Source organism: Sinorhizobium sp. FG01 (assembly GCF_002531875.1).
GTDB lineage: Bacteria > Pseudomonadota > Alphaproteobacteria > Rhizobiales > Rhizobiaceae > Sinorhizobium > Sinorhizobium fredii_C.
The window spans coordinates 12,352-35,635 of the sequence record NZ_NWTB01000003.1 but is presented as its reverse complement, the minus strand read 5'-3'; the positions used below and the strand labels follow the sequence as shown (position 1 = coordinate 35,635).

The following is a 23,284-nucleotide window of genomic DNA, read 5'->3' as shown; positions in this document are numbered from 1 at the left end:
GCTGCTTAAACAGGTCAGGGAATCAGCAATGTCGTTCCACTCGTTTTTCTTGTTTCAAGATCCGTATGCGCTCGGCCGGCCTCGGCGAGCGGATAGGTCTGATTGATATTGATACGCACTTTGTTGCTTTGCACAACATCAAACAAGGAGTTTGCACATGCCTCCAGCGCCGGCCGGGCCGCGACATAGGTGAAAAGCGTCGGACGGGTCGCGTAGAGCGCCCCTTTCTGCGCCAGAATGCCGATATTGAACGCATCCACCGGTCCGGAGGAATTGCCGAAACTGACCCACAGGCCGCGCGGCTTCAGGCAGTCGAGCGAGGCCGGATAGGTGTCGCGGCCGACCGAGTCGTAGACGACATCGACGCCCTTGCCGCCGGTCAGTTCCCTCACGCGTGAGACGAAATTCTCCGTTCGATAGTTGATGACATGATCGTAGCCATGTGCAAGCGCCAGATCGATCTTGTCCTGCGATCCGGCCGTGCCGATGACGGTCGCGCCAAGCGCCTTCGCCCACTGTCCGGCAATCAGCCCGACGCCGCCGGCAGCCGCGTGAAACAGCAAGGTCGTCTCGGGCCCAACCTTGAAGGTCTGGTTAAGCAGATATTGCGCTGTCATGCCCTTCAGCATCATCGCCGCTGCGGTCTCGAGGCTGATTCCGTCCGGGACCTTGACAAGCTGCGAAGCGTCGACATTGCGTTCGCTTGCATAGGCGCCATCGGCCGAAGCATAGGCGACGCGGTCACCGACGGAAAACATGCCGACACCGTCGCCGACGGCGGTCACGATGCCGGCGCCCTCCTTGCCCGGAATGAAGGGCAGGCCGGTTGCCGACTTGTAGAGACCGGTCCGGAAATAGACGTCGATGAAGTTGAGGCCGATGGCGACCTGCCGGATCTGCACTTCGCCTGGTCCGGGCGCGGCAAGCGTCACGCCCTCCATCTTCAGCACTTCCGGTCCGCCGAGTTCGCGAACGACGATCGCCTGTGGCATGAACAACTCCTATACGCGGCCGAGATTGGGAAAAATCTGCAGAACGAATCCGATGACGTAGAGATAGATCCCCGTCGCCACCACGCCAAGGACCACCCAGGGCGGCGTCTCGAAATGCAGCAGCAAGGCGTACATGCCGAGCACCGACCAGACGAGGAAGACGCCGAGATTGAGCGGTCGCAACCTTTTCACCCGCACCGGATGCAGGAAGTTGATGGGCAAAAAGGTCAGCACGACGGAAAGGAAAACAACAATTGATGCAGTGACTTCGCTCGCCTGGATGACAAACAGCGTGAAGACGACCATGTTCCAGACCACCGGGAACCCGGAGAAGAAATACTCATCCGTCTTCATGCCCATATCGGCATAGTAGATGGCGCTCGACACGACGATGGCGCCGGCTGCCACGAAGGACCAGGGTTCGCCGATCATGCCGCTCTGGTAAAGCGCGAAGGCGGGAAGCAGCACATAGGTAACGTAGTCGATGACGTTGTCGAGGGTATCGCCCGACCAGTTCGGCAGAACTTCCTTGACCTGCACCTTGCGCGCGATCGGGCCGTCGATGCCGTCGACGAGCAGCGCCAGCCCCAGCCACCAGAACATGTCGATGAAACGATGCTCCGCAGCCGCCACGACGCCGAGAAAGGCCAGGAAGGAGCCGGACGCCGTGAGGATATGCACGGAAAAGGCGCGGATTTCAGCGTAGGGAACGCGTCTGTAGTTGAAGAATTTCATCTGCGACTGCCGCCCATTCCTTCGGTTCGTCTTTTCGCGCCGTCGCCAGACCGCCGCTGACCCGCGATCGACGGCTAATATGCACCCTTTACGAGGCATCGCCAGCAAAATTCACCTTCGTCAACCCTCAAGCGGCATTGTCCTGTGGACACGCGGCAAACGCGTCTGCGCCGTTCCATCCCATTTATTTCAATGAGCTAAGGGGCTACAAGAGATTGCGGTATCGACATCAAGGCGGACAACCGCCCGGGAAAGCGACGGCCATGCAACATTATGACATCGCCATCATCGGCGCAGGACTTGCCGGCTCGCTCGCGGCGATCGCACTCGCCCGCGACGGCCACCGGGTGGCGCTTGTTGGGCCGAGACCGGTGATCGCCGACGGACGTACCACGGCCCTCATGGACCAATCGATCGAGTACCTCAAGGGACTTCGTCTGTGGGACGAGGTCGAACCGCTGACGGCGCCGCTCGTCGCCATTCACATCATCGACGGAACCAGGCGGCTCCTGCGCGCACCGCCGGTCAATTTCCGTGCTGCCGAGGTCGGGCTCGACGCCTTCGGCTACAACACTCCAAATGCCCCTTTCCTCGAAATCCTGGAGAGGCACGAAGCGAGCCTGGCGACGCTCGAGCGGATAACCGCCTCAGCCATGACCTTCGACATCGGCGAAGTCGAAGCGCGGATCGGCCTCGAGGACGGGCGAACGATTGCCGCGGATCTTGTCGTCGGCGCCGATGGCCGGCGCTCTGCGGTTCGCGAGGCGGCGGGCATAGAGACCTTCACCTGGTCCTATCCGCAAACTGCGGTGGTGCTGAACTTCGGCCATGAACTTTCGCACCAGGAGATATCGACGGAGTTCCACACCGAAAGCGGACCGTTCACACAGGTGCCGCTGCCGGGCAACCGCTCGAGCCTCGTCTGGGTCCAAAGGCCGCGCGACGCGGAGGAGACCCTGAAACTTCCGAGGGATGCCCTGTCGCGCACCATCGAGGACCGTATGCAGTCAATTCTCGGGAAAGTGACGGCCGAAGGGGCGCCCCAATCCTTTCCGCTCTCCGGCATGACCGCCCGCCGCTTCGGCAAGGGACGCACCGCACTTGTCGGCGAAGCCGCACATGCCTTCCCGCCGATCGGCGCCCAGGGGCTCAATCTCAGTCTCCGGGACGTGATGACGCTGGTCGAACTCGTCGGCCGCCCAGCCGGCGGGCAACTGACGGCAGATATCGGAGACCGATTCGACGGCCGCCGGCGCATGGACATCGTCAGCCGAACCGCAAGCGTCGACCTGCTCAACCGATCGCTGCTCTCGGATTTCCTGCCCATCCAGGCGCTCAGGGCGGTGGGCCTGCAATTCATCGCCTCGGCCGGTCCGCTCCGCGGCCTCTTGATGCGCGAAGGCATCCATCCGGGCAGCGCGCTGCGCTCGCTCAAGGAAAGCTTATGGGAAAAGGTCGGCCGGCAGCGCGCCTGATCGGATGAGGTAGAGCAATCCGGTCACGGTCGCGACGGAAAACAGCGTGGTGATCAGGATGGTCGCGGAGGCCCGCTCCTGCCAGATCCCGTATTGATGGCCGATCACGAAGACGTTGGTGGCGGTCGGCAGGGCGGCGAGCAGCACCGCCGTCTGCATCCACACGGGGTCGTAGCTGCCGGCAAGACTCAACGCCAGATACATGAGCACCGGGTGAAGCACGAGCTTCGCCGGAACGATGTAGCCGATCTCGACGGGAATGCGCGTCAGCGGCCGAAGCGCCAGCGTCACGCCCATCGCGAACAGCGCGCATGGAGCGGCCGCCTGCGCAAGGTAATCGATCAATCGCTGCAGCGGTGCCGGCGGCTCGATCGCCAGGAAGGCGGCCGCCACCCCGGCGAAGGTCGACAGGATGAACGGGTGAAGAACGATCCGGCGCGCGATGCCGAGGACGAGCGATACCGGTTTCTGCCTGCGTCCGCCGGCAAACGCCATCATCGCCGGAGCGACGGTGAAATGCGCCGCATTTTCGAAGCAGAAGATGAGCGCCACCGGCACAGCGGCCGCTTCCCCGAAGGCGAGCAGCGCCAGACCGGGCCCCATGTAGCCGATATTGCCATAGGCCCCGGCAAAGCCCTGGATGGTCGCCCCCGCGATCGTGCTTCGGCGCAGGAACACTCCGATGACAAAGATCAACACGAAGACGACATAGGTCGTCCCGACGCTGGTGAGGATGAAGTCGGCGCGCGTCAGCTCTTCCACGGGCGTGCGCGACACAAGTTTGAAGAAGAGGGCCGGCAGCGCCAGATAGACGATGAAGGTGTTCAGCCAGCCCATCGCCTCGCCGGCGTGCTCGACGAAACGTGCCGTCAGATAGCCGAGGAAGATGAGCCCGAAGAACGGCAGCACCAGGCCCGCAATGTCCGCCATTCTTCCCTCCGATCCGGCACCGGCTTTGCTTAGCCGATTTGCGACAGGATCGGGAAGGTCTGCTGGAACCAGATCGCAACCGAGCTGATGAAGCCGAAGAGGAAGGCAAGGCCGGCGAGGACGAGAAGCGCGCCCATCAGCTTCTCGACGAGGCCGAGGTGCCGGCGGAAACGCATGAGGAAGCGCATGAATGCGCCGGAAAAGCCGGCGGCGATCCAGAACGGCACGGCAAGGCCGAGCGAATAGATGGCGAGCAGCATCGCCCCGTCGCCGACCGTTTCGCGCGCCGCCGCGACGCCGAGGATGGTGCCGAGCACTGGGCCGATGCAGGGCGTCCAGCCGAAGGCGAAGGCGAGCCCCATGATATAGGCTCCCGACAGCGTCGCCGGCTTGCCGCCGCCGTGAAAGCGCGCCTCGCGGGCAAGCAGCCCGATGCGGAAAACACCCAGGAAGTGCAGCCCCATGACGATGATGATGATGCCGCCGATGCGTGAGAGGAGATCGATATATTGCCTGAGCAGGAGGCCGATCGAGGAGGCCCCTGCCCCGAGCGCCACGAAGACCGTCGCGAAGCCGAGCGTGAAGAACAGAGCCGCCGACAGCACGGCGCGCCGCGTGCTGCCGACCGTCGCGGCATCGCCGCCGCGGAACTGATCGACCGATACGCCGGCCATGTAGCAGAGATAGGGCGGGACGAGCGGCAGGACGCAGGGTGAAAGAAAGGACAGAGCGCCGGCAAGAACGGCGGTCCAGATGGAGACATCGGCAATCGACAAATTCGGAACTCCGGCACACGGTTGGTGGCCTTCTTACCCGCATGTATACTGCGACACCAATCACCTTTCGGCGATCATTTTGCCGCACCGCGTCTTCGGCAGCGCCGTCACCGGGAATGGGCCAGATTCCTGGTCCGGCGCAATTTTTCGGTTGACCGGCGCGAAGCTCGCGTGCATATGTCCGCCCACTTCCGCCGGGCTTGACAAGCCGGGCTTGGGAGCGCGTAGCTCAGCCGGTAGAGCAACTGACTTTTAATCAGTAGGTCCAGGGTTCGAATCCCTGCGCGCTCACCACCTACCCAATAAATTCAATGCTTTACTCTGTCGGGGTCACTGGGGCTCAATCCTATTCCGCTAAGGCGTGCTCGAACCACCTGCACCAGGCGTTCCGAAGAGATCCGGAATGCTTTGGCCAATGCCGCCGATGTGATCGTGACGTCGAAGTTTGTGCCTGATGGCAAGGCGACATCTGGGCTGAATCCCCCGGGTCGGCCGGTCCGCGCATGGCTGCTTTGCGGGAAATCTCAGCGCCAACAATCTCCGCTCGACGTTTAGGGAAGCTAAATTTCGAAGCATCCGCGTGAACAAGCGTCAACCTCGCCCACAGCTTTTTTCAAGAGGCGTACCGGAATCACGGAATCAGATCTTCCTCTCTGATCAAACCGTAGATAGCGTCTCTGCGTAGCTCGCATCTGTGGGCTACGTCTCCGCATCCGCTGAAGGCAACGGGGTGCGGACTTGCCCCGCCCTCGTGCGGGGCTTTTTCGTAGTGCTCGTCACTGCGTTCCTGTCAAACGCTGCCGCAGAAACGGCACGGCAAACATCTTCAGCAGCACGGGATCGCGAACGCCGAGGTCGTAGGTGAAGATCAGGCGTGCGAGGATGCCCTCTGCTGCAGCGCTGTCGCGAGACGTTTGATGGTCCTGCAACAACTCTTCGAACACCACGCTGAGCATGTCGACATCGTGAAGGGCGATGGGAGTTTCAATTTGCATGGCGCATCTCCCCGTGTAGGCGCGACAGCGCTATGACATCGTCGGCGCTCCAAATATTCCCGCCGATGACCACGGAATGCGTTCTCGACGAAGCGCTGGCTCGAGAATGTGCGTCGGAGTGTGAGCACGCGGACGTTTTTCTTCTCTGGATGCTGGCTCGCGGCTCCACGTTCTCTGACGGAAAAAACACGCAGAGCTTGTAAAGTGGGCGTTCGGGACTATTATATTAGCCTTTCCGCAGATAGATGCCCGACCTAGCAAGATAAGCGTGGGTAATGATGTGCCCAGTTCAGGAGCTACAACGGCGCGTCCCCTGAAGCGTAAGCTCGTAGCGATCGTAGCGGCGGACGTTGTGGGATACAGCAAACTCGTCGGAAATGACGAGGAAGGCACACTTCATCTCTTTCACCAATACGCCGAGCTTGTCGCCGGATTCGTTTCGGCGCATGGCGGCCGGATTTTCAATACGGCGGGTGACGCCCTGCTTGCCGAATTTCCGAGTCCGGTCGAGGCGGTTCGAGCTTCGCTGGAGATGCAGCGGGAAATCGAGCAGCAAAATCAGAGCATCGCCAAACACCGGCAAATACACTTTCGAATAGGAATCCACCTCGGCGATGTCGTGGTAGAAGACAACAACCTGGAGGGCGACGGCATAAACGTCGCCGCGCGACTTCAAAGCCAGGCAGACGCAGGCGGTATCTTGATCTCCGACGACGTCTATCGGCAGATCCGAGGAAAACTGGATGCCGCCTTCGAAAGCCTGGGCAGAAGGAGGCTGAAAAACATCTCCACGCCGATACCGATCTATCGCGTTCTGCCGAAATCACGGTCTTGGCTGCAGCGATTGCTTCGCCGAGCGGGCGATCACCGGCCGTTGACCGTCGCCGCCGGGACAGCCGTAGCGATCGTCGCCATCCTGACTTTTGTCTTCTCCCCGGCTGCGATCTGGAACTTCGTAACCAGTCGTATCGAGGGGCTGCCGGAGGAACCGTCGATCGCTGTTCTGCCCCTGAAGGCGCTAGGCGATAATTCACAGGAAGACTACTTGTGCGACGGCCTCACCACGGACATCACTGCCGAACTGTCACGCTTCAAGAACCTGTTTGTGATCGCGAGCAATTCGAGCTTTGCCTACAAGAACAAGCCGGTCGACGTGCAAACCGTCGGACGTGCGCTCGGAGTCCGGTATCTTCTGCAGGGGACCTTGCAAAGGGACGGCAGCCGCGTGCGGATCAGTGCACAATTGGTCGATGCGCCGAGTCGACGGCAGATTTGGTCCGACCGATACGACAGCCAGGGCGACGATATCTTCGCGATCCAGGACGACATCATCGAGACCGTCGTGGCCAGGCTCGCCGTCCAGGTCAACGCCGCAGAAAGGGAACGTATCATGCAGGACCCGACCGACAGTGCCGAGGCTTATGACCACTATCTCAAGGGACGCCAGCTGTTCGACTTGTACACTCGGGAAGGCAACGCCGGTGCAAAGCAGGAATTTTCGAGAGCTATCGCGTTGGACCCGAAATTTGCCCGCGCCTATTCCTGGGCGGGATACGCGCATCTTGAAGACTACAAGCAGGGATGGGCCGACAGCCCCGAACTGGCGAGCAGACTGGCAACGCAAGCGGTCAGCCTCGCCCCAGACGACTACTACACCCATTGGACGCTCGCGTCCGTCTACATGGAATTGAAGGACACGGCCGCAGCGCGGCGGGAATACGACCGCGCTTACGAGCTGAATGCGAACGATCCCGATCTTTTGGCCGAGCGGGCCGATATGCTCAGCTTCCAGGGCAACACCGCAAACGCCATCGCAGATATCGAGAGGGCAAAGCGTCTCAATCCGGGCTTTCCGGAATGGTACCAGTGGTCGCTTGCCTTGGCCCATTTTCAGGACAGAAACTATGATGAGACAGTCAAATTGCTAACCGCAATGTCCGACCTGCCAAACGAAGCCTACTTGATGTTGGCGATGAGCCGGGCACGGATGGGAAATCCGATCGCACCGGACGATATCATGACGGAATTGCGCTCCAAGGACCCCGAATGGACGCCCGCGCATCTTGACCGAATGCCGTTCGTGAAAGCGGAGGATCAGGAGCACTGGATGAAGGGTCTGGAGATGATAGGAATCCCGAAAACCACCAAGTAAACCGGGCCTTCCCGTCAATCGGAGCCAACAGCAAAACGCCGCGCGCCGAGGCTTTCTGCTTCGAGCATCGGCGGCCGTGAGGCTCACCGGTCACCGAGAAGGGAGTCGAGCACGTCAAGCGTGTTCCCAAGGGGACTGACCGATCGGGGCTTATCTGCTTCCATCTTCACCTGTTCTTCGAATGCGGTTCAGCGAAATAAGATGGTGAACGATCGCGAAGGAAGGCGCACGCGGCGCCTGCAAGTGCTCAGGTTCTTCGGTGTGTTGGCTCTGCCGGTCCTCATGCTCGGCTCGGCGATTGCGGTCGCGGAATGGGTGGCAAATGGAGCTCCGACGGTCGAATTCGCGCGAACGCCGGCAACTCCCCGTTAGAGTCCTTTGAGGATCGCCAACCTCCGTTAGTATTCACAAGATTTCATATATGTAACACTGCGTTACTACCAGGACATGCATCGTTTTCAAAGTCACGTTCAGGAACAAATCAAATTACGCGGCGTTGTACCCCACGTATAGCAAGGGAGTACGACAGATGAATGCCAAGATCATCATTACTACCGCGATCGCGACGGGCATCTTTGCCGCGCCCGCTATTGCAAATGACAGCAACCAAGGGGCAGTAACCGGTGCCGCGGGTGGTGCTGTTACTGGCGCGATTGTTGGCGGCCCGGTGGGTGCAGCCGTGGGTGGCGCCGTCGGCTTGGTTGCCGGTGCGGTCATCGCCCCACCGCCGCGGCAGGTTACGACCTACGTGCAGCAGCAGCCCGTCCCCGCCGACACGGTCATGATCAAGGAACAGATCGCCGTCGGTAGACCGTTGCCGCGCACTGTTGTTCTGACGCCCGTTCCGGAGAACCCGGCTTATGCTTATGCTGTCGTCAACCAGCAGCGCGTCATTGTCGATCCGAAGACCTATACGGTCGTTCAGGTCGTACAATAACGACCCAGAGCCCTTCGCTTCAGCCAGCGAGGGGCTTTTCTTTCAGCGCGCCCGTGGCAGGATTGCTGCCCTCGAGCGCGACTGTGGCTTATACACATCGACCGCTCAACAAAAATCATCGACGCCAAAATACCCCTTTCGTTCGGAGCAGATTCGCCCTCTACCAAGTGAGACCGAGGAAACGACCCGGCAGTTTCCTCGTCGACCCATCGGGAGGCCTGCCGCCATGTTCACAGCCCTGCTGATCGCCTCGCTCGTGGCACCTTCCGGTGGCGCCTCCGCCCCGGCCAGCGTCGATGACCTGCAGGCGGATTTCGAAACTGCGGTCGCCTGCCAGCAGATCGACGGTCGCAAGGTGTGGAAGGGAGAAATCGCCTACTACATCCAGTCCTTCGTCTACGAGGGCGAGGCGGCGGCGGCCGAGGAAGTTGCCGACGCGGTGCTGCCCGAGGACAATACGCCTGAAACGGTCAAGGAATTCGAGAAGGCGTGCGCGCTCACCGGATCCGGCGGTCCGCACGCCCGAAACTAAAGCGCGTCGCGTTCAAACACATTCCCGCGGCGCGCTTTAGGTCTTTGTTTTTGTGCATGTCGTCATCCCAAAACCGCTGCATTTTTGGGCCCGCTGCACATTTTTGGGCGACATGCATTAGCCGCCTTCTGATCGACCGCTCGCCGGACGATTGGCGCTGCGCATCTTCAATGGGCTCGCCCCATATTCCCGCCGGTAGGCGCGCGAGAAGGCCGATAGGCTGTCGAAGCCGCAGCGCAGCGCGATATCGCGCATCGGAATGCCGGAGTCGCGGACGAGCCGATGCGCGACCTGCAATCTCAGGCGCAGATAATAGGCGCCAGGGCTGATCGACAGCCCCCTTGCAAAAAGCAATTCGAGCTTGCGCTGCGAAATGGCGAGCCGCCGCGCCAGGGCCGCGACCGTCATCGGCCGTTCCAGCGTGCGCTCCATCAGCCTTATCGCGCCGGCAAGCTCGGGATCGCGCGCCTCGATGCGGCCGAGCGAGACGAAGGGCTGAATATCGGTCGGGCTGTGCATCTGGTCGTAGACGAAGATGCTCGCGACATCGAGGGCCAGGGCCGGGCCAAGCCGCTCGGTAATCAGGTGCAGCATCATGTCGAAGGTCGGCGATGCGCCGCCCGAGGTCCAGTATTTGCCATCCGTCACGAAACGGTCGCCGATCACCGTCAAGGCGGGAAACGCCTGGCTGAAGTCCTCGAGTTCTTCCCAATGGGCCGTCGCCTTGCGGTCGTTGAGCAGTCCCGATCGGCCAAGCAGCCAGCAGCCTGATTCGATACCGGCGACGATGTCGAAATGACGGGCGCATTCCTGCAGGGCGGCGAGAAATCGCTTGCCAACGTGCCGGTCGAGGTTGAAGCCGCCGATGACCAGGAGAAGGTCGCCGGCAAGCGGCAGCGAAAACCGGCCGTCGACGGGGATCGGGATGTCGCAGGTCAGCTTCACAGCCTGTCCGTCGGCCGAGAGAAGGCGCCAGCGAAAGACGGGCCGGCCGGCGACGCGATTTGCTGCCCGCATCGGGTCGAGCACCGAGGCGAGCGACATGATCGAGGATTCGGGGAGAACCACCACGATCACCTCGATCGGATTGCTCTTTTCGGCTGCCGCAGTCATGCGTATAATGTCAAATTTCATGCGCACGGTGTCAACTCGTAAAAGCCCGTTCAGGCATTATCAGGTGGCAATCGGTCTCTTCCGCGCGGCCTTGTCGCCAAACAAAGAGACGTTCCCCTTTTTCCGCGATCATTTCCGGGCGGGCCGGCTGGAGTTTAGTCCACCGGCCTGTTTTTTCCCCGCCGGCGCACGTGATTCCGAAAAGCGCCATTTTTCGCAGACTTGTTCCCGATTAGTTGCTACTCTCGTTCTCGGACAACAGAAGGCATCTGTGATGATCAGAAACGTGCTTGTTGCAATGTTCGGCGCCGCCCTGGCCGCCGCGCCAGCCTATGCAGCAGACATCACCGAAGCCCCGGAACCGGCCCCGGCCGCCATTGAAACGACCCCCACCTTCGTCTGGACCGGCGGCTATGTCGGTCTGCAGGGCGGAGGCGGCTGGCTGAACAGCGATCTCAGCGTTCCGGGCGCCAGCGCCTCGGAGGATTTCAACGGCGGCCTTTTCGGCGCCTTCGCCGGATACAATTACCAGATGGGCGACTGGGTCGTCGGCGTCGAGGGGGACGTCAGCTACAACTGGAACGACAAGAGCTTCACGGTCTTCGGCGCCAGCACGGAGGTCGGAACGGATGTCTCCGGATCCGTGCGCGGCCGGGTCGGCTATACACTTGGCGAGAAGGCACTTCTTTACGGCACCGGCGGCTGGGCGGTTACCCGCGGCTTCGTCGACGTAGCCGGGGCGCCGAAGGAGAAGGAGACGTTCAACGGCTGGACGATCGGCGGCGGTATCGACTACGCCTTCACCAACAGCATGTTCGGCCGCGCCGAGTATCGCTACAATGATTTCAGCGACAAGGATGTCGGCGGCGTCAATGTCGATCTCGACCAACACCAGTTTACGGTGGGCGTCGGCGTAAAATTCTGAGTTTTCTTATTGCCACCCGTCTCACCCTCCCCGGCGCCCGGCCGGGTTTTTTCTGAGAAGCGTGCAACCGGTGGCGCGGCCAAGCCCCCTTAAATGAGTGCAGCGCGTCCAATCGGCGCGGAAACCCGGTGCCCTACAGCGCCGCGCGTTATCAGACGCGCAAAGGTCGCTGTAGCACTTTGAATTGCTGCATGTCTCCGAAATCGGGTCGCTTTGAGGAGACATGCAGTATCACTTTGAATTGTCGTCCGATTGAGGAATCATGCAGCGGATGCGGCAGAAGGGTGCAGCGAGTCGGACTGGGCAACGAGATAGGGGAGCCATGGATGGGAAAGTTTCTCGAATTCCTCGGCGGCGCGATCGTCATCGGTACGCTTGTCGTGCTCGCCACGATGCTGCTGCCCTCGCCCGATGTCAGAACCCTGCTCGCCGTTCTTCCCTGGGCCTTTGCGACGATTGCCGGCGGGCTGGTGCTGGTGGCCTTTGGCGGGATGCTCGATCACCTGGTTGCGATCCGCGCTGCGACCGAGCGGCAGGCGGAGATCTTTCAGCAACTCATCGAGCGGCGAGCCCCGGCGAAGAAGGAGCAAAACACTTGAAGATCCGGGATGGGTCACGATCGAGACAGGCCCTTCCCCCTAGTCTCGGCCTACGGCATGTCTTTGTCCTTAAATCGACCCTCGATTTAAGGACAAAGACATGCAGCAAATCAAAGTTCTACAGCGACCTTTGCGCGTCTGATAAGACGCGCGGCGCTGTAGGCAATCTTTGATTTCCTCCCATACTCCGACAGCTTGTCCTCCGCGCGAAAAGACATCTTCTCTGCGAACCGCCTTGGCGGAGCCAGGGTTATCCAGTGCTAAAATGCAGTTGGTGCGTCCAAACTCGTTCGAAATCAGGGGGAACAATGGGCTCGTGGTAAGGATTGGGCAGGAGCTCGGCCACGATTCCGCCCGATGTCATTGCCTCCACGGTTGAACCGGTGACGGACGCGGCGTGGCGGAATTCGACGGGATTTGCGCAAGGTTTCGTCAAGGGCGAGGTCGATTCGATACCGAGCATCTTCGGCGTGGTGGCAGCCGACTACTTCGTGTTCGGCGACGTCCGCGACACCTATACGGAGGGCGGCAAGCTTCTCGTCGGCACCGATTACGACCGCTTCACTCTCGGTGCCTCCCTGTTTGGAATGGCAATGCTCGCTCCAGGCACAGGCGCGTTCGATGCCGGAGCGTCAGTCCTGAAGAACGCCAACAAGGCGCGCAACTGAGCAGCAAGCTGGCGGCCCGCCTCGTCCGGTCGGCCTGCGACGCCATCGACGTCGGCGCCTTGAAGAAAGGCCTGACGACGATGCCGGCGCCGAAGGTCTCTTTCTCCGGCCTGCCGCGTCTGTCGAGCGCGGTGTCGGAGCTAACCGTCGACGACGTCAGGAAACTCGATTTCTGAAGCTTGAAGGGGCTGTGAAGGAAGCCTGGCCGATAGACGCAAATGCCAGAGACGTAGGTTGCTGGAGAGCGCTGTTTAAGGGCGGATCAGTTGGCCAAAGCGGCAGCGATTTGTTTCCGCATCCGGCGGATGTCGCGGGCGGGCGGCGCCCCGAATTGCCGGAGGTATTCGCGGCTGAATTGGGATGCACTTTCATACCCGACCGCGAAGGCGACGACCGATGCGTTATACTCGCCCCCCAGGAGCAGCCGGCGTGCCTCCTGGAGGCGAAGTTGCTTCTGGTATTGGAGCGGGCTGAGGCCCGTGATCGCCGAAAAGTGCCGGTGCAGGCTCGCTCGGCTCATGCCGCTTGCCTCGCACAGGGCATCAATCCGCAATTGCCGGTCGCGATTGTCCCTGATCCATGCGATGGCGCGGCGGATGCGAACCAGCGGCCCCTCCGGTTGCGCAATCTGGCGGAGAAGGCGCCCCTGCGGGCCTTGCAGGAGACGATAAAGCAATTCTCGCTCAACCATGGGCGCGAGAACAGGAATGTCGGTGGGCTTGTCCAGCAGCGAAAGCAGCCGAAGCAGCGCATCGCGAAGCTGGGCCGTCATCGGATTGATCGACAGACCGATCTGCTCGCCGTCGCTCTCCCGCTTGGGCGGCATGGCAGCCGCCAGTTCTGCCAGCAAGGCGGGATCGAGTGTCAGTGAGACGGCGACATAAGGGCGATGCTGGTCGGCATCTAACACTTGGCCCGTCAGCGGCAGATCGAGGGCGCTGACCAGATATTGCGAACTGTCGTAGTTCAGAACGCTGTCGTTGAAGGCGACCCGTTTGGAGCCCTGAAGAATGAAGCAGACCATCGACCGATAAAGGCAAGGCGTCTCACCGGTCGGGCGATGTCCGACCAGCAGCTCGACGCGCGGAATCGGCGTGAGCACCGTATTAGGCTTCGCGTGGCGCAAGGCGATTTCAAGATGCGGTTCGAAGACATCCGTCATTCCGGGACTATGTCAGTATCTCTGGCACGGGACAAGCCACTTGAGACAATTGGGCAAGATGTTGATCCGATCAGACGGGTTCGGGTGACGGCTTGCCGCTATCTTGCAGAGGCAGGCAGCGCTCGTCGTGAGCGATTTGCCGCTCGCCAAATAATCTCTCTCAAAGGCCCGAACATGACTGACAGAATCGCTCTCATCACCGGCGCCAGCCGCGGTCTAGGCCGCGCCATGGCGCTTCACCTCGCCGACCGTGGCGTCGGCATCATCGGCACCTACCGCACCGGCGCGGCCGAAGCCGATGCATTGAGGCGCGAAATCGAAGCAAAGGGCGGCAAGGCCGCTATGATCCCGCTCGACGTGACTAAAACGTCGAGCTTTCCGCTCTTTATCGAAGCAGTGGCCACGGCGCTAGGCGACACCTTCGGCCGCCCGCAGTTCGATTATCTCCTCAACAACGCTGGTATCGGTGTGTTCGCCAATTTCACGGAGACCACGGAAGAACAGTTTGACACGCTGGTGGCGACACATCTGCGTGGTCCGATCTTTCTCACTCAAAAGCTTTTGCCGCTGATGAAGGACGGTGGTCGTATCCTCAATGTCTCTTCCGGTTTCGTACGGTTCACTCTGCCTGGCTATAGCGTTTACGCGGCAATGAAGGCGGCGACCGAGGTACTAACGCGCTTCATGGCCGTCGAACTGGGCGACCGCAGAATTCGGGTGAACGCTATTGCCCCCGGTGCAATCGCGACCGACTTTGGAGGAGGCGTGGTGCGCGATAACGAGGCTGTTAACACGTTCGTCGCACAGGGTATCGCGCTGGGTCGCGTCGGGCAGCCAGACGATATCGGTAGCGCGGTCGCCGCAATCCTCTCTGACGACATGGGTTGGGCGAACGGCACCTCCTTCGATATCTCGGGTGGACAAATGCTGTAACCGCTGCCATGGCTGCGCAAGGGAGGCGTGGAGCGTTCATCGCGTGCCAAGGCTTATTGCCTCGGCGTTGTTCCTGTACGAGAGGGCCCCCACGCCCGATCACTCAGCTTGGCAAACGGCGCCCATATTATGCAGTCCGGGGCGAGCACGTTGGCGGTAGAACAGTTGATATCGGATCCGTCGGCCCGGACGAGGGGGAGCGGCATAGGTGACGTGACAGCCGCTGGTCTCAGGGTCGCTTAGCTGGCCGCGAGCTTCTCTGCGGGCAAATGGCCGTTTACCGGAGTCTCTTTCGTCACAGACCGCAATTGTATCGGGTGTGCACTAGGATCTGCGAATAAGAAGGCTCCACGGTTACGCCCCCGACGTTGTCACGGATCCATTTGGCGGCCGCCGTCAGCTCGCCGCTGAAGTCGTGCGAAATAACATAGTCCATGACGCCGGATTCCAACAGGTTTCGTGAGTGGTTGGTCAATTCGTGGCCGACAAAGACCGTATCGCGGGCCTTTCCGGCGTGTTCCAGTGCCTTTGCGACGCCGCGGTTGGCACCGGCGACATTGTAGATCGCGGTGGGGTAACCATGTGCCTCGAAATAGCGGGTTAACTGCTCACAAGTGCTCTCCGGTCTGTCGTCCGAAATCACACGTTCCTCGATCTTCAAATATGGAAAATCGGAACGGAGCACCCTCCGAAACCCCATCTCACGCTCCTGCTGGCAGCGGAACGCCACGCTCATGACGATCAGAATATTGCTACGCTCCTTCGGAAGCGCATTGCCGATCAACAAAGCGGCCACGCTGCCAGCGGCGTACTGGTCATTGCCTATGTAGGCGCTGCGACGGGAGCTCGGCAGATCGGTCGTCAGGCAGAGGACGGGAATATCGATGGTCCGCAGCTTTCGTATCGCGCGGTTGATCGCCGGATGCTCGCGAGCGATGACCACGACGCCATCCGCAGCGCTGCCTTGCTGCTCAATCCGGCGCGCGAATGATGAGGGCTCGACTTCGCTCGTGGTTACGTAATCTCCCTCAATCTCGATGCCGGCAACGGTTCGGTTGACCTCCGTTACAGCGGCCGCCATTGCTGCATTGAAGGTTTCGCCAGAGTCACAAAATAGACGAACATGCAAAGGGATGTCGCGGTCCGCGCTTTCGTTCTTCAGCTTTTCGAGCGCCCCCAGGACGCGGGCTCTCGTTCGTTCTCGGACGCCGCTGCGGTTGTTGAGGACCCTGTCGACCGTCGCAGGACCGACTCCTGCGAGCTTGGCAATTTCCTGGACCTTGGGGCCTTTCCATGTTCGATTTTGCAGGTGATCGACCACAGCTTTCTCCAGTTTCCGGTTAAAGTTGATGGTAAAAACATCATCTTGGAAGTCGTCATTCATTGCAACGTCAATTTTTTGAGCGGCTTGCCACTATGTTGGGCCCTATGGACTTTATGATGTCTTTTGCATCAGGTAATGCGCTTCATCTTCCTTGTCTGATGTGATTCCAATCTGGATAATCACATCGTTAACGGAGGAGGAACCCCATGAAATTCGGAAATTCGATTCTGCTTTCTGCCTTGATGGCCGCCACCGCACTCGGAGGCATAGCCAATGCGCAGGACGGCGAAAAGCAATATCGCTTCGTCATGGTCTCTCACATCGGCTCGAACGATCCGAACATGGGTTGGCTGACGAAGTCCATGGAGGAGTTCGAGAAGAAATATCCGAACGTCAAAACCGAATATATCTCCACCAACAATTATTCGGTCCAGGAGCACGTGCGTCTTCTCGAGCAGGCGATTTCAACTCAACCGGACGGTATTGCCGTGCCGATCGTCAGCTCCGATGCTTTCGAAGCGCCGCTGCGCAAGGCGATCGAGGCCGGAATCCCGGTCGTCGCCTTCAACATTCCCGATGGACGCCCCGACGCTGAGCGTATTCCCTACCTCACCTATGTCGGCGGCGACGAGTATCTCACCGGCAAGAAGCTCGGCGAGTACGCGCTTGAAAAGGCGGAAGCCGGAGAAATCCCGAAGCCGACCCGCGTCGTCTGCGCCAGCCATGACTCGGCCCATCAAGGCCTCAAGGCTCGGTGTGCCGGAATGAAGGATGCCATGGAGAAGGCCGGCGCCAAAGTCGATGAACTGTTCATCGGCGCCGAACCGGCGACTGCTCGCAACGCGCTTCAGGCCTTCCTGCAGGCCAATCCGGACACCAACTACATCTTCACGGTTGCCGGCTGGTCTTCGCCCTGGGCATGGGGTGTCGCCAACGACATGAAGCTTGACCCGGAAGTCGACGACAAGGGCGTAACCGTCCTGACGGTCGACGAGGGACCGGTTTCGATCGAAGGCGTGCGCGCCGGCCACGTCTTGGCGACGAACAGCCAGGGTTTCTGGCTGCAGGGCTATGCTCCGATGGAGTGGCTCTACTGGAACAAAGAGTTCGGCTACGCACCGCAGTCAAACATCCTGACGGGCCCGGTCATCATCAACAAGGATAATGCCGATCAGTGGGCCGAACTGGTCCGGGGCGTCTTCGGCGACAAGGCCTACGACGAGCAGAACACCTGGTAAGGGTTCCTCCCGGAGGGCGGCCGGACACCACACGGGCCGGCTGCCCTCGATCGTTTGGATGTGCCTCCCGCCGCGTACTGAACCAGCGAGCATAATGTCATGAAACAGCTTGTGCGAAGCCAAGGCTTCGGCGCGATCATTGGCGTCGTCGTCATGCTTGTCGTCTTCACATTGATCGATTTTTCCGGCTGGTGGACCAATCAGACCGTCGCCAATGTCAGCCAGTTCACCGCCATTCTTGCCTTTGTGGCGATGGGCCAGGCACTGGTCATCATGACGAAGGAAATCGACCTGTCCGTGGGATCGGTCTATGGATTGGCGGGTGTCGCCTTCATCACGATGGAACCGGCGCTCGGCGTGCCAGGCTCCTTTGTTCTGGCGCTTGCCGTCGCGGCGCTCGTCGGATTTCTTCAGGCGATCGCGGTGGTCAAGGGCGAACTGCCGTCGATGATCGTCACGCTCGGCGGCCTCTTCGCCGCGCGCGGGATCATCTATGTGTGGACGGGCGGTTCCGTGCACAATTTCTCGCCGGCGGCACGCAGTCACCCAATGACACGCCTGTTTGGCGGCGAGCTTTTTGGCATCGACGCCGCCATTCTCTGGCTGATCACCGTCTCAGCAATCCTCGGTCTTCTGCTGTGGGCGACGCCGTTCGGCAATCGGCTCCTCGCCACCGGCGGCAGCCGCGAGAGCGCGGAATCGCGCGGCGTGCGCACCGATCGCATCAAGATCGCCGCTTTCATTCTCTGCTCATTGCTGGCTGGCTTCGCCGGCATCCTGACTCTCTGCAATCAGCCGCAGACCCATGTCACCCTCGGCGAAAACATGGAGCTTGAGGCGATTGCCGCGGCAGTCATCGGAGGCTGCCTGCTGACCGGCGGGCGCGGTTCGATCCTCGGCGCCATTCTCGGAGCGCTGATCGTCGTGAGCTTCCGCTACGAACTGATCGCACTTGGCGCGCCGTCGTCCTGGTACATCACCTTCATCGGCGCCGTGCTCATCGTCGCGGTCATCTTCAACCAGAAGCTGGCCCGTTTTCTCGGGCACAGCGCTTGACGCGGGAGGACGCTCAATGACGAACACCCACCCCCTCATTCAGGTCAAGAACCTCGACCTTCATTTTGGCGCCTTCCATGCCCTCAAAAACGTCTCGGTGGACTTCCATGCCGGCGAGCTGATCGGATTGGTCGGCGACAACGGTGCCGGAAAGACGACGCTGATCCGCGTACTCTGCGGCATCTACGCGCCCAGTTCAGGAGAGGTTTTTTTCGACGGCAAGAAGATCGAAAAGTTTCACCCGAAGCTCGCCATCGACCAGGGTATCGAGACGATCCAGCAGTCTGTCGGGCTTTGCGACAATCTGTCGATCGCGCGTAACTTCTATCTTGGACGTGAGCCGGTGAAGCGGATCCTCGGCATCCCCTTTCTCGACCTTGCCAAGATGCGGGAGAAATCGACACGGGTTATCCGGCAATTTGGCCTGCGCGACAACGTCTCGGCCGACGACGAGGTGGAACGCCTTTCCGGCGGCGAGCGTCAGTCGGTGAAGATCGGCCGCGCGGTCGAGTTCATGAACCGGGTCGTCATCATGGACGAGCCGACGAACCACCTGTCGGTGCGCGAGCGCGAGCATGTCAACGAGCTTGCGGTGCAGCTCAAGGAGCAAGGTCTGCTGGTCATCTACATCACACACGACATCTTCCAGGTGCACAAACTCGCCGATCGCATCGTCATTATGGAGAACGGCGAGAAGGTCGCCGATGCCTCGACCGACGCGATGACGGCGGAAGAACTCGAAGAGGTCATCCGGCAGGGCGGCCGCCTTGTTGAGAAGCGGGAGGCGGTCTGATGACACTTTCGGCCGCCAAACCCCTCATCAGGCGTCATGCGGACATAGGCATCTTTCTGATCGGGGCGATTCTGGTCGTGATATTCGCCGCTACCTCGGACGGAAAGTGGGCCAATCTCTACAACATCGGAACGATCCTGCAGGTGACCGCGACGCTCGGGCTGATGAGCCTCGGCGTGGCCTTGGTGATAGGCACGGGCGAGATCGACATTTCCGTCGGCTCGACCTTCGGCATGGGTGCGCTCGCCTATCTCTGGCTCGCCGCGCACGTTGACCCGTCGCTCGCCGCCGTGGCCGCGATCGCTGTCGGCGCCGCGATCGGCCTGGTCAACGGACTGCTCGTCACACGGACGGGGACGCCGTCCCTTATCATCACACTCGGCACGTTGATGATCTTCCGCGGCATTGCGATCGCATTGACCGAAGGATTCTCCTTTTCCATCCCCTATGCGGCCCGCAAAGGCTGGGCCTACTTCGGGCTCGGGGGCGGCGAGTTCCTCGGTTTCAACACCGCGCTCTACTGGCTGATTATCGTGCTCGTCATTCTGACGGTGATGCTGAAGGCGATGCCTTTCGGCAATCGGCTGCTTGCGGTCGGTGGTTCGGCCGAGAGCGCCCATTCCCGCGGCGTGCGGGTCAGTCGGGTCAAGCTATCGGCCTTTGTCCTCTGCGGTGTCCTCGCCGCTTTCGCCGGAACGCTCGAGGCCGGCAAGCTCGGCTTCGCGGACGGTTCCATGGGCCGCCTGATGGAACTGCAGGCGATTGCCTCCTGCGTGCTGGGTGGCTGTCTGCTCGCTGGGGGGCGAGTGTCCTTGATCGGGGCACTGATGGGCGCGTTCGTGCTGTCCTCGATCCAATCCTATCTCGTCGTCACGGGCGTTCGTCCGCAATGGTTCATATTGATCCTGGGCCTCATCGTGGTGATCGCCGCCTATGGCGACCGGTCGCTGCGTCAGTGGGCACTCCGGAAATAGAGGTCTTTAATGTCTGTCAGAATAGCGATCATCGGCGCGGGTATCATGGGCGCGGACCATGCCCGGATTGTCTCCGAAGACTTGCCGGGTGCAATCCTTCAGGTGGTGTGCGATGCCTCTTCGGAGCGCGCCCGAAAGGTGGCTGAGGAATGCGGTGCGGCCGATCTCTCTTCCGACCCCCTCGCAACGATCACGCGCGGGGACGTCGATGCCGTGCTGATCGCCAGCCCCGACGAAACCCATGCGTCGCTGTCGCTCGCCGCAATCGAGGCCGGCAAGCCGGTACTCTGTGAAAAGCCGTTGTCGCAGCGCGCGAAGGAGTGCCTCGGCGTGATCCACGCAGAAGTGTCGCGCGGCCGTCAGTTCGTCCAGCTCGGCTTTATGCGGCGCTTCGATCCGTCATACCGTGACATGAAGGCATTGCTCGACGACGGTTCCCTCGGCGGCGCAATCATGATGCACAACTTCCATCGCAACGTCGAAGCACCGGCGAATTTTACCGGTCAGATGGCAATCACCAATTCCGCACCGCATGAATTCGATGTCGCTCGCTTCGTGCTCGGCGCCGACTATACGGCCATCACCGTTTTCCAGCCAACGGGCGTCGACGCAACGAGGACCGGCGCTCCGGTGTTCATGGTTCTCGAAACCGACAAGGGACAGCTCGTCAACATCGAGATCAACAATAACGCCGCCTACGGCTACGACGTTCGCGGTGAACTGATCGGCGAGAAGGGATCGATTTCCCTGAACGCACCCGTCTACACGCGCCACAACGGCGACCTGATGGCCTACGAGCGCTATGCGCCCGATTGGCGCCCGCGCTTTGCCGAGGCGTACCGGCTGCAGAACAAGGCGTTCCTGAACTTCGTTCGAACCGGCGTTTTCCCGGCGAGCGCCTCCGACGCCTGGGACGGCTATTGCGCGGCCCTGGTCGCCGAGGCCGGCGTCGAGGCCCTGCGCAAGGGCGAGCGCGTTACGATCGCAAGGGCGGAAAAGCCGTCCCTGTACAACCGATAAAAGGACAGAGACATGAAACTTGGCTTCGTTTCCGACAGTCTTGGCGGCCTAGCCTTCGATGCGCTTCTCGACAATGCCGCTCGCCTGGGCGTCTCGGGTGTCGAGGTGAACACCGGGGGATGGTCGACAGCGCCGCATTTCGACCTCGAGGCGATGAAGGCGAGCGCCGATGCCCGCCGCAGCTTCATGAAATCCTTTGAGAGCCGCGGGCTTGAGATCATCGCGCTCAACGCCAACGGCAATCCCCTGCATCCGACCCAGCCGGAACAGGGCGAGTGCCTCAAGGATACGATCCGCGTTGCCGGCGGGATGGGCATCAAGACGGTCTGCGCGATGTCGGGCCTTCCGGCCGGCCGCGCCGGCGACCTGATGCCGAACTGGGTCGTCTCCTCCTGGCCGCCGGAGACCCAGGAGATCCTGCGATACCAATGGGAGGAGAAGCTGCTGCCGTTTTGGATGGAGATTGCTGCGCTTGCCAGGGCGAGCGGCGTCGAGCGCATCGCGCTGGAACTGCACGGCAATCAGTGCGTCTACAACGTTCCGTCCCTTCTGAAGCTTCGCGCCGCCATTGGTCCGGTGATCGGCGCCAACCTCGATCCCTCGCATTTGTTCTGGATGGGCGCCGATCCGCTCGTCGCGACCGAGGCCCTTGGAGAAGCGGTCTATCACGTCCATGCCAAGGACACGATGCTCAACGCTCCTATCCAGGCGACGACCTCGCTCCTGGAGAACGGCTCGCTGATGAACATCCCGGCGCGTAGCTGGTCCTACATCACGCTCGGCTTCGGCCACGGCGAGGAATGGTGGCGGCAATTCTGCTATCGGCTCAAGATGGCCGGCTATGACGGCTGGCTGTCGGTCGAGCATGAGGATGTGCTGCTCAATAGCCTCGAAGGGTTGGAGAAATCCGTCGCCCTGCTCAAGGGGGTGATGCCCGTCGCGCCAAGCGACTTCAAACCGCAGGCAATCTGACGCTCGAACGACGCACCGGCGCGATCCGAATCCACCTCGCCATCGCTAGTAAAGGAATGCGGTTATGAGCGCTGACATAGTCCCCCCAACCCTCCCGTTCACGTTCGTCGCCTGCGCCGAGATGGTGTCCGTTCGCTCCCATCCTCGGACGGGTGAAGCAGTTCCCCGAACTCGGTTTCCTGGCATGCTTCGCGGCGTGCGTTTGGACACGAGCGTCAAGCCCTTGGGAATTGGAGGGCGGCCGGTGCGCTCACATCTGGAGAACAGCGACAATGCGAGATTGGCACGACAGCGCACCACCAAGCAGCCTTTCGGAGCTGAAGTCGATGATTGCCTCGAGAGAGATCGTCTTCCCAGACCAGCTTGAACGGGTTATCCGCCACGCGCTTCTCACGCCGGAACTAATTGCTTTTGGTAGTTCCAACTCGGTGGCGCTTGCCTGTTCGGTGTCTCCGACAACCGTCGTTCGGCTCGCCGGCTTCCTCGGCTTCGAGAACTTTCGAGACCTTCGAACCTTATTTCGGGAGCATTTGCGGAGACGTGCCGCACGAGTGGCGCCCGGCAGAGCCGGTGGAATGTGAGGTAGCCGCTTGGCGGATGTAACCGGTGCCTATTAGCGCGATGGCCGCTGTTGGGCACATTCCGATCTCACCGGCCGAGACAGCCGAACTTCCGCCCACTGCGCCGCATCCTTGATGATCCAAGCGGGCGGCGCACTGACGGCAAGTCGGTCCATCGGAAACATGCGCAGTCTTATTAATTAGATCGCCCCGCTCAACGTCGGATCGGCTGCGCGCTACCGGGGTGAAGGAGTGGCCCTGGGGCGGAGCGTTCTGGTCGCAGAAGACCTTGTGGCAGGCCGCCTTGCGTCGATATTCCCGCAAGCCAGGCTGGAGGTCGAATGGGGATACGACCTTGTTTACCAGATGGGCAATCAAGACCACCCGAAGGTTCGCGCATTCAGAAATCGGATAGCGGACGAA

Annotated in this window: 23 protein-coding genes and 1 tRNA gene; 16 read left to right on the top strand and 8 right to left on the bottom strand. The window is 60.9% G+C overall.

Annotated elements, in window-relative coordinates:
• Nucleotides 1-14: 14 nt before the first annotated feature.
• Both CO656_RS02885 and pcsA read right to left on the bottom strand, forming a co-directional pair.
• The gene (locus CO656_RS02885) at nt 15-992 is read right to left on the bottom strand and encodes a quinone oxidoreductase (protein ID WP_037422196.1); all 978 of its coding nucleotides are present in this window, start codon (nt 990-992) and stop codon (nt 15-17) included.
• A gap of 9 nt (nt 993-1,001) precedes the next feature.
• Nucleotides 1,002-1,727 carry a phosphatidylcholine synthase gene (pcsA, locus tag CO656_RS02880; RefSeq protein WP_097524759.1) on the bottom strand — a complete coding sequence of 242 codons (726 nt, stop codon included), beginning with the start codon at nt 1,725-1,727 and terminating at the stop codon, nt 1,002-1,004.
• Between the two features lie 263 nt (nt 1,728-1,990).
• Between pcsA and CO656_RS02875 the strand changes: the two genes are divergently transcribed.
• Nucleotides 1,991-3,202 (top strand): UbiH/UbiF family hydroxylase, encoded by a 1,212-nt coding sequence (locus CO656_RS02875; RefSeq protein ID WP_037421784.1) that lies wholly within the window; start codon nt 1,991-1,993, stop codon nt 3,200-3,202.
• Here the strand turns inward: CO656_RS02875 and CO656_RS02870 are convergent.
• Together CO656_RS02870 and CO656_RS02865 are read right to left on the bottom strand one after the other, a co-directional pair.
• Nucleotides 3,170-4,132, bottom strand: coding sequence for an AEC family transporter (locus CO656_RS02870; RefSeq protein ID WP_097524758.1), 963 nt, complete (start codon nt 4,130-4,132; stop codon nt 3,170-3,172). The two genes, CO656_RS02875 and CO656_RS02870, sit on opposite strands and share 33 nt — an antisense overlap.
• A gap of 29 nt (nt 4,133-4,161) precedes the next feature.
• Nucleotides 4,162-4,908: a cytochrome c biogenesis CcdA family protein gene (locus CO656_RS02865; RefSeq protein ID WP_037421778.1), complete on the bottom strand. Its 747-nt coding sequence runs from the start codon at nt 4,906-4,908 to the stop codon at nt 4,162-4,164.
• A 218-nt stretch (nt 4,909-5,126) separates the two neighbouring features.
• Here CO656_RS02865 and CO656_RS02860 point away from each other — a divergent pair.
• Nucleotides 5,127-5,202 (top strand) — tRNA-Lys (locus CO656_RS02860).
• Between the two features lie 482 nt (nt 5,203-5,684).
• Here the strand turns inward: CO656_RS02860 and CO656_RS02855 are convergent.
• Nucleotides 5,685-5,903: a hypothetical protein gene (locus tag CO656_RS02855; RefSeq protein WP_037421717.1), complete on the bottom strand. Its 219-nt coding sequence runs from the start codon at nt 5,901-5,903 to the stop codon at nt 5,685-5,687.
• Nucleotides 5,904-6,171: 268 nt separating this feature from the next.
• Here CO656_RS02855 and CO656_RS02850 point away from each other — a divergent pair, with 268 nt between their 5' ends.
• From CO656_RS02850 to CO656_RS02835, 3 genes are all read left to right on the top strand, one after another.
• Nucleotides 6,172-8,055 (top strand): adenylate/guanylate cyclase domain-containing protein, encoded by a 1,884-nt coding sequence (locus CO656_RS02850; protein ID WP_234819677.1) that lies wholly within the window; start codon nt 6,172-6,174, stop codon nt 8,053-8,055.
• Nucleotides 8,056-8,584: 529 nt separating this feature from the next.
• Complete coding sequence (locus CO656_RS02840) at nt 8,585-8,992, top strand: DUF1236 domain-containing protein (protein ID WP_097524756.1); 408 nt, start codon at nt 8,585-8,587, stop codon at nt 8,990-8,992.
• Between the two features lie 226 nt (nt 8,993-9,218).
• Nucleotides 9,219-9,524, top strand: coding sequence for a hypothetical protein (locus CO656_RS02835; protein WP_037421705.1), 306 nt, complete (start codon nt 9,219-9,221; stop codon nt 9,522-9,524).
• 117 nt (nt 9,525-9,641) lie between these two features.
• Here CO656_RS02835 and CO656_RS02830 read toward each other — a convergent pair whose 3' ends face one another.
• Nucleotides 9,642-10,658, bottom strand: coding sequence for a GlxA family transcriptional regulator (locus CO656_RS02830; RefSeq protein WP_097524755.1), 1,017 nt, complete (start codon nt 10,656-10,658; stop codon nt 9,642-9,644).
• A gap of 253 nt (nt 10,659-10,911) precedes the next feature.
• Between CO656_RS02830 and CO656_RS02825 the strand changes: the two genes are divergently transcribed.
• The 3 genes from CO656_RS02825 (at nt 10,912) to CO656_RS30685 (ending at nt 12,829) form a co-directional block, all read left to right on the top strand.
• Nucleotides 10,912-11,562, top strand: a complete 651-nt coding sequence (locus CO656_RS02825) for an outer membrane protein (RefSeq protein ID WP_037421699.1) — start codon at nt 10,912-10,914, stop codon at nt 11,560-11,562.
• Between the two features lie 326 nt (nt 11,563-11,888).
• Nucleotides 11,889-12,161, top strand: coding sequence for a hypothetical protein (locus CO656_RS02820; RefSeq protein WP_037421696.1), 273 nt, complete (start codon nt 11,889-11,891; stop codon nt 12,159-12,161).
• A gap of 383 nt (nt 12,162-12,544) precedes the next feature.
• Nucleotides 12,545-12,829, top strand: coding sequence for a hypothetical protein (locus tag CO656_RS30685; RefSeq protein WP_234819676.1), 285 nt, complete (start codon nt 12,545-12,547; stop codon nt 12,827-12,829).
• Nucleotides 12,830-13,091: 262 nt separating this feature from the next.
• Here the strand turns inward: CO656_RS30685 and CO656_RS02810 are convergent, their stop codons facing one another.
• The gene (locus CO656_RS02810; protein WP_097524754.1) at nt 13,092-13,991 is read right to left on the bottom strand and encodes an AraC family transcriptional regulator; all 900 of its coding nucleotides are present in this window, start codon (nt 13,989-13,991) and stop codon (nt 13,092-13,094) included.
• A gap of 174 nt (nt 13,992-14,165) precedes the next feature.
• Between CO656_RS02810 and CO656_RS02805 the strand changes: the two genes are divergently transcribed.
• The gene (locus CO656_RS02805) at nt 14,166-14,924 is read left to right on the top strand and encodes an SDR family oxidoreductase (RefSeq protein ID WP_097524753.1); all 759 of its coding nucleotides are present in this window, start codon (nt 14,166-14,168) and stop codon (nt 14,922-14,924) included.
• Between the two features lie 295 nt (nt 14,925-15,219).
• Here CO656_RS02805 and CO656_RS02800 read toward each other — a convergent pair whose 3' ends face one another.
• A complete protein-coding gene (locus CO656_RS02800; protein WP_234819675.1) occupies nt 15,220-16,308 on the bottom strand; it encodes a LacI family DNA-binding transcriptional regulator in 1,089 nt (362 codons plus the stop codon).
• A gap of 146 nt (nt 16,309-16,454) precedes the next feature.
• Between CO656_RS02800 and CO656_RS02795 the strand changes: the two genes are divergently transcribed.
• From CO656_RS02795 to CO656_RS02765, 7 genes are all read left to right on the top strand, one after another.
• Complete coding sequence (locus CO656_RS02795; RefSeq protein WP_097524752.1) at nt 16,455-17,486, top strand: sugar ABC transporter substrate-binding protein; 1,032 nt, start codon at nt 16,455-16,457, stop codon at nt 17,484-17,486.
• A gap of 99 nt (nt 17,487-17,585) precedes the next feature.
• Nucleotides 17,586-18,542, top strand: coding sequence for an ABC transporter permease (locus tag CO656_RS02790; RefSeq protein WP_097524751.1), 957 nt, complete (start codon nt 17,586-17,588; stop codon nt 18,540-18,542).
• Between the two features lie 16 nt (nt 18,543-18,558).
• Complete coding sequence (locus tag CO656_RS02785) at nt 18,559-19,335, top strand: ATP-binding cassette domain-containing protein (RefSeq protein WP_097524750.1); 777 nt, start codon at nt 18,559-18,561, stop codon at nt 19,333-19,335.
• A complete protein-coding gene (locus tag CO656_RS02780; protein WP_097524749.1) occupies nt 19,335-20,309 on the top strand; it encodes an ABC transporter permease in 975 nt (324 codons plus the stop codon). The genes CO656_RS02785 and CO656_RS02780 overlap by 1 nt, the downstream gene beginning before the upstream one ends.
• Before the next feature lie 9 nt (nt 20,310-20,318).
• Nucleotides 20,319-21,329, top strand: a complete 1,011-nt coding sequence (locus CO656_RS02775) for a Gfo/Idh/MocA family oxidoreductase (protein WP_097524748.1) — start codon at nt 20,319-20,321, stop codon at nt 21,327-21,329.
• Between the two features lie 12 nt (nt 21,330-21,341).
• A complete protein-coding gene (locus CO656_RS02770) occupies nt 21,342-22,301 on the top strand; it encodes a sugar phosphate isomerase/epimerase (protein WP_097524747.1) in 960 nt (319 codons plus the stop codon).
• A gap of 272 nt (nt 22,302-22,573) precedes the next feature.
• Nucleotides 22,574-22,882 (top strand): transcriptional regulator, encoded by a 309-nt coding sequence (locus tag CO656_RS02765; protein ID WP_337441774.1) that lies wholly within the window; start codon nt 22,574-22,576, stop codon nt 22,880-22,882.
• Nucleotides 22,883-23,284: the final 402 nt, after the last annotated feature.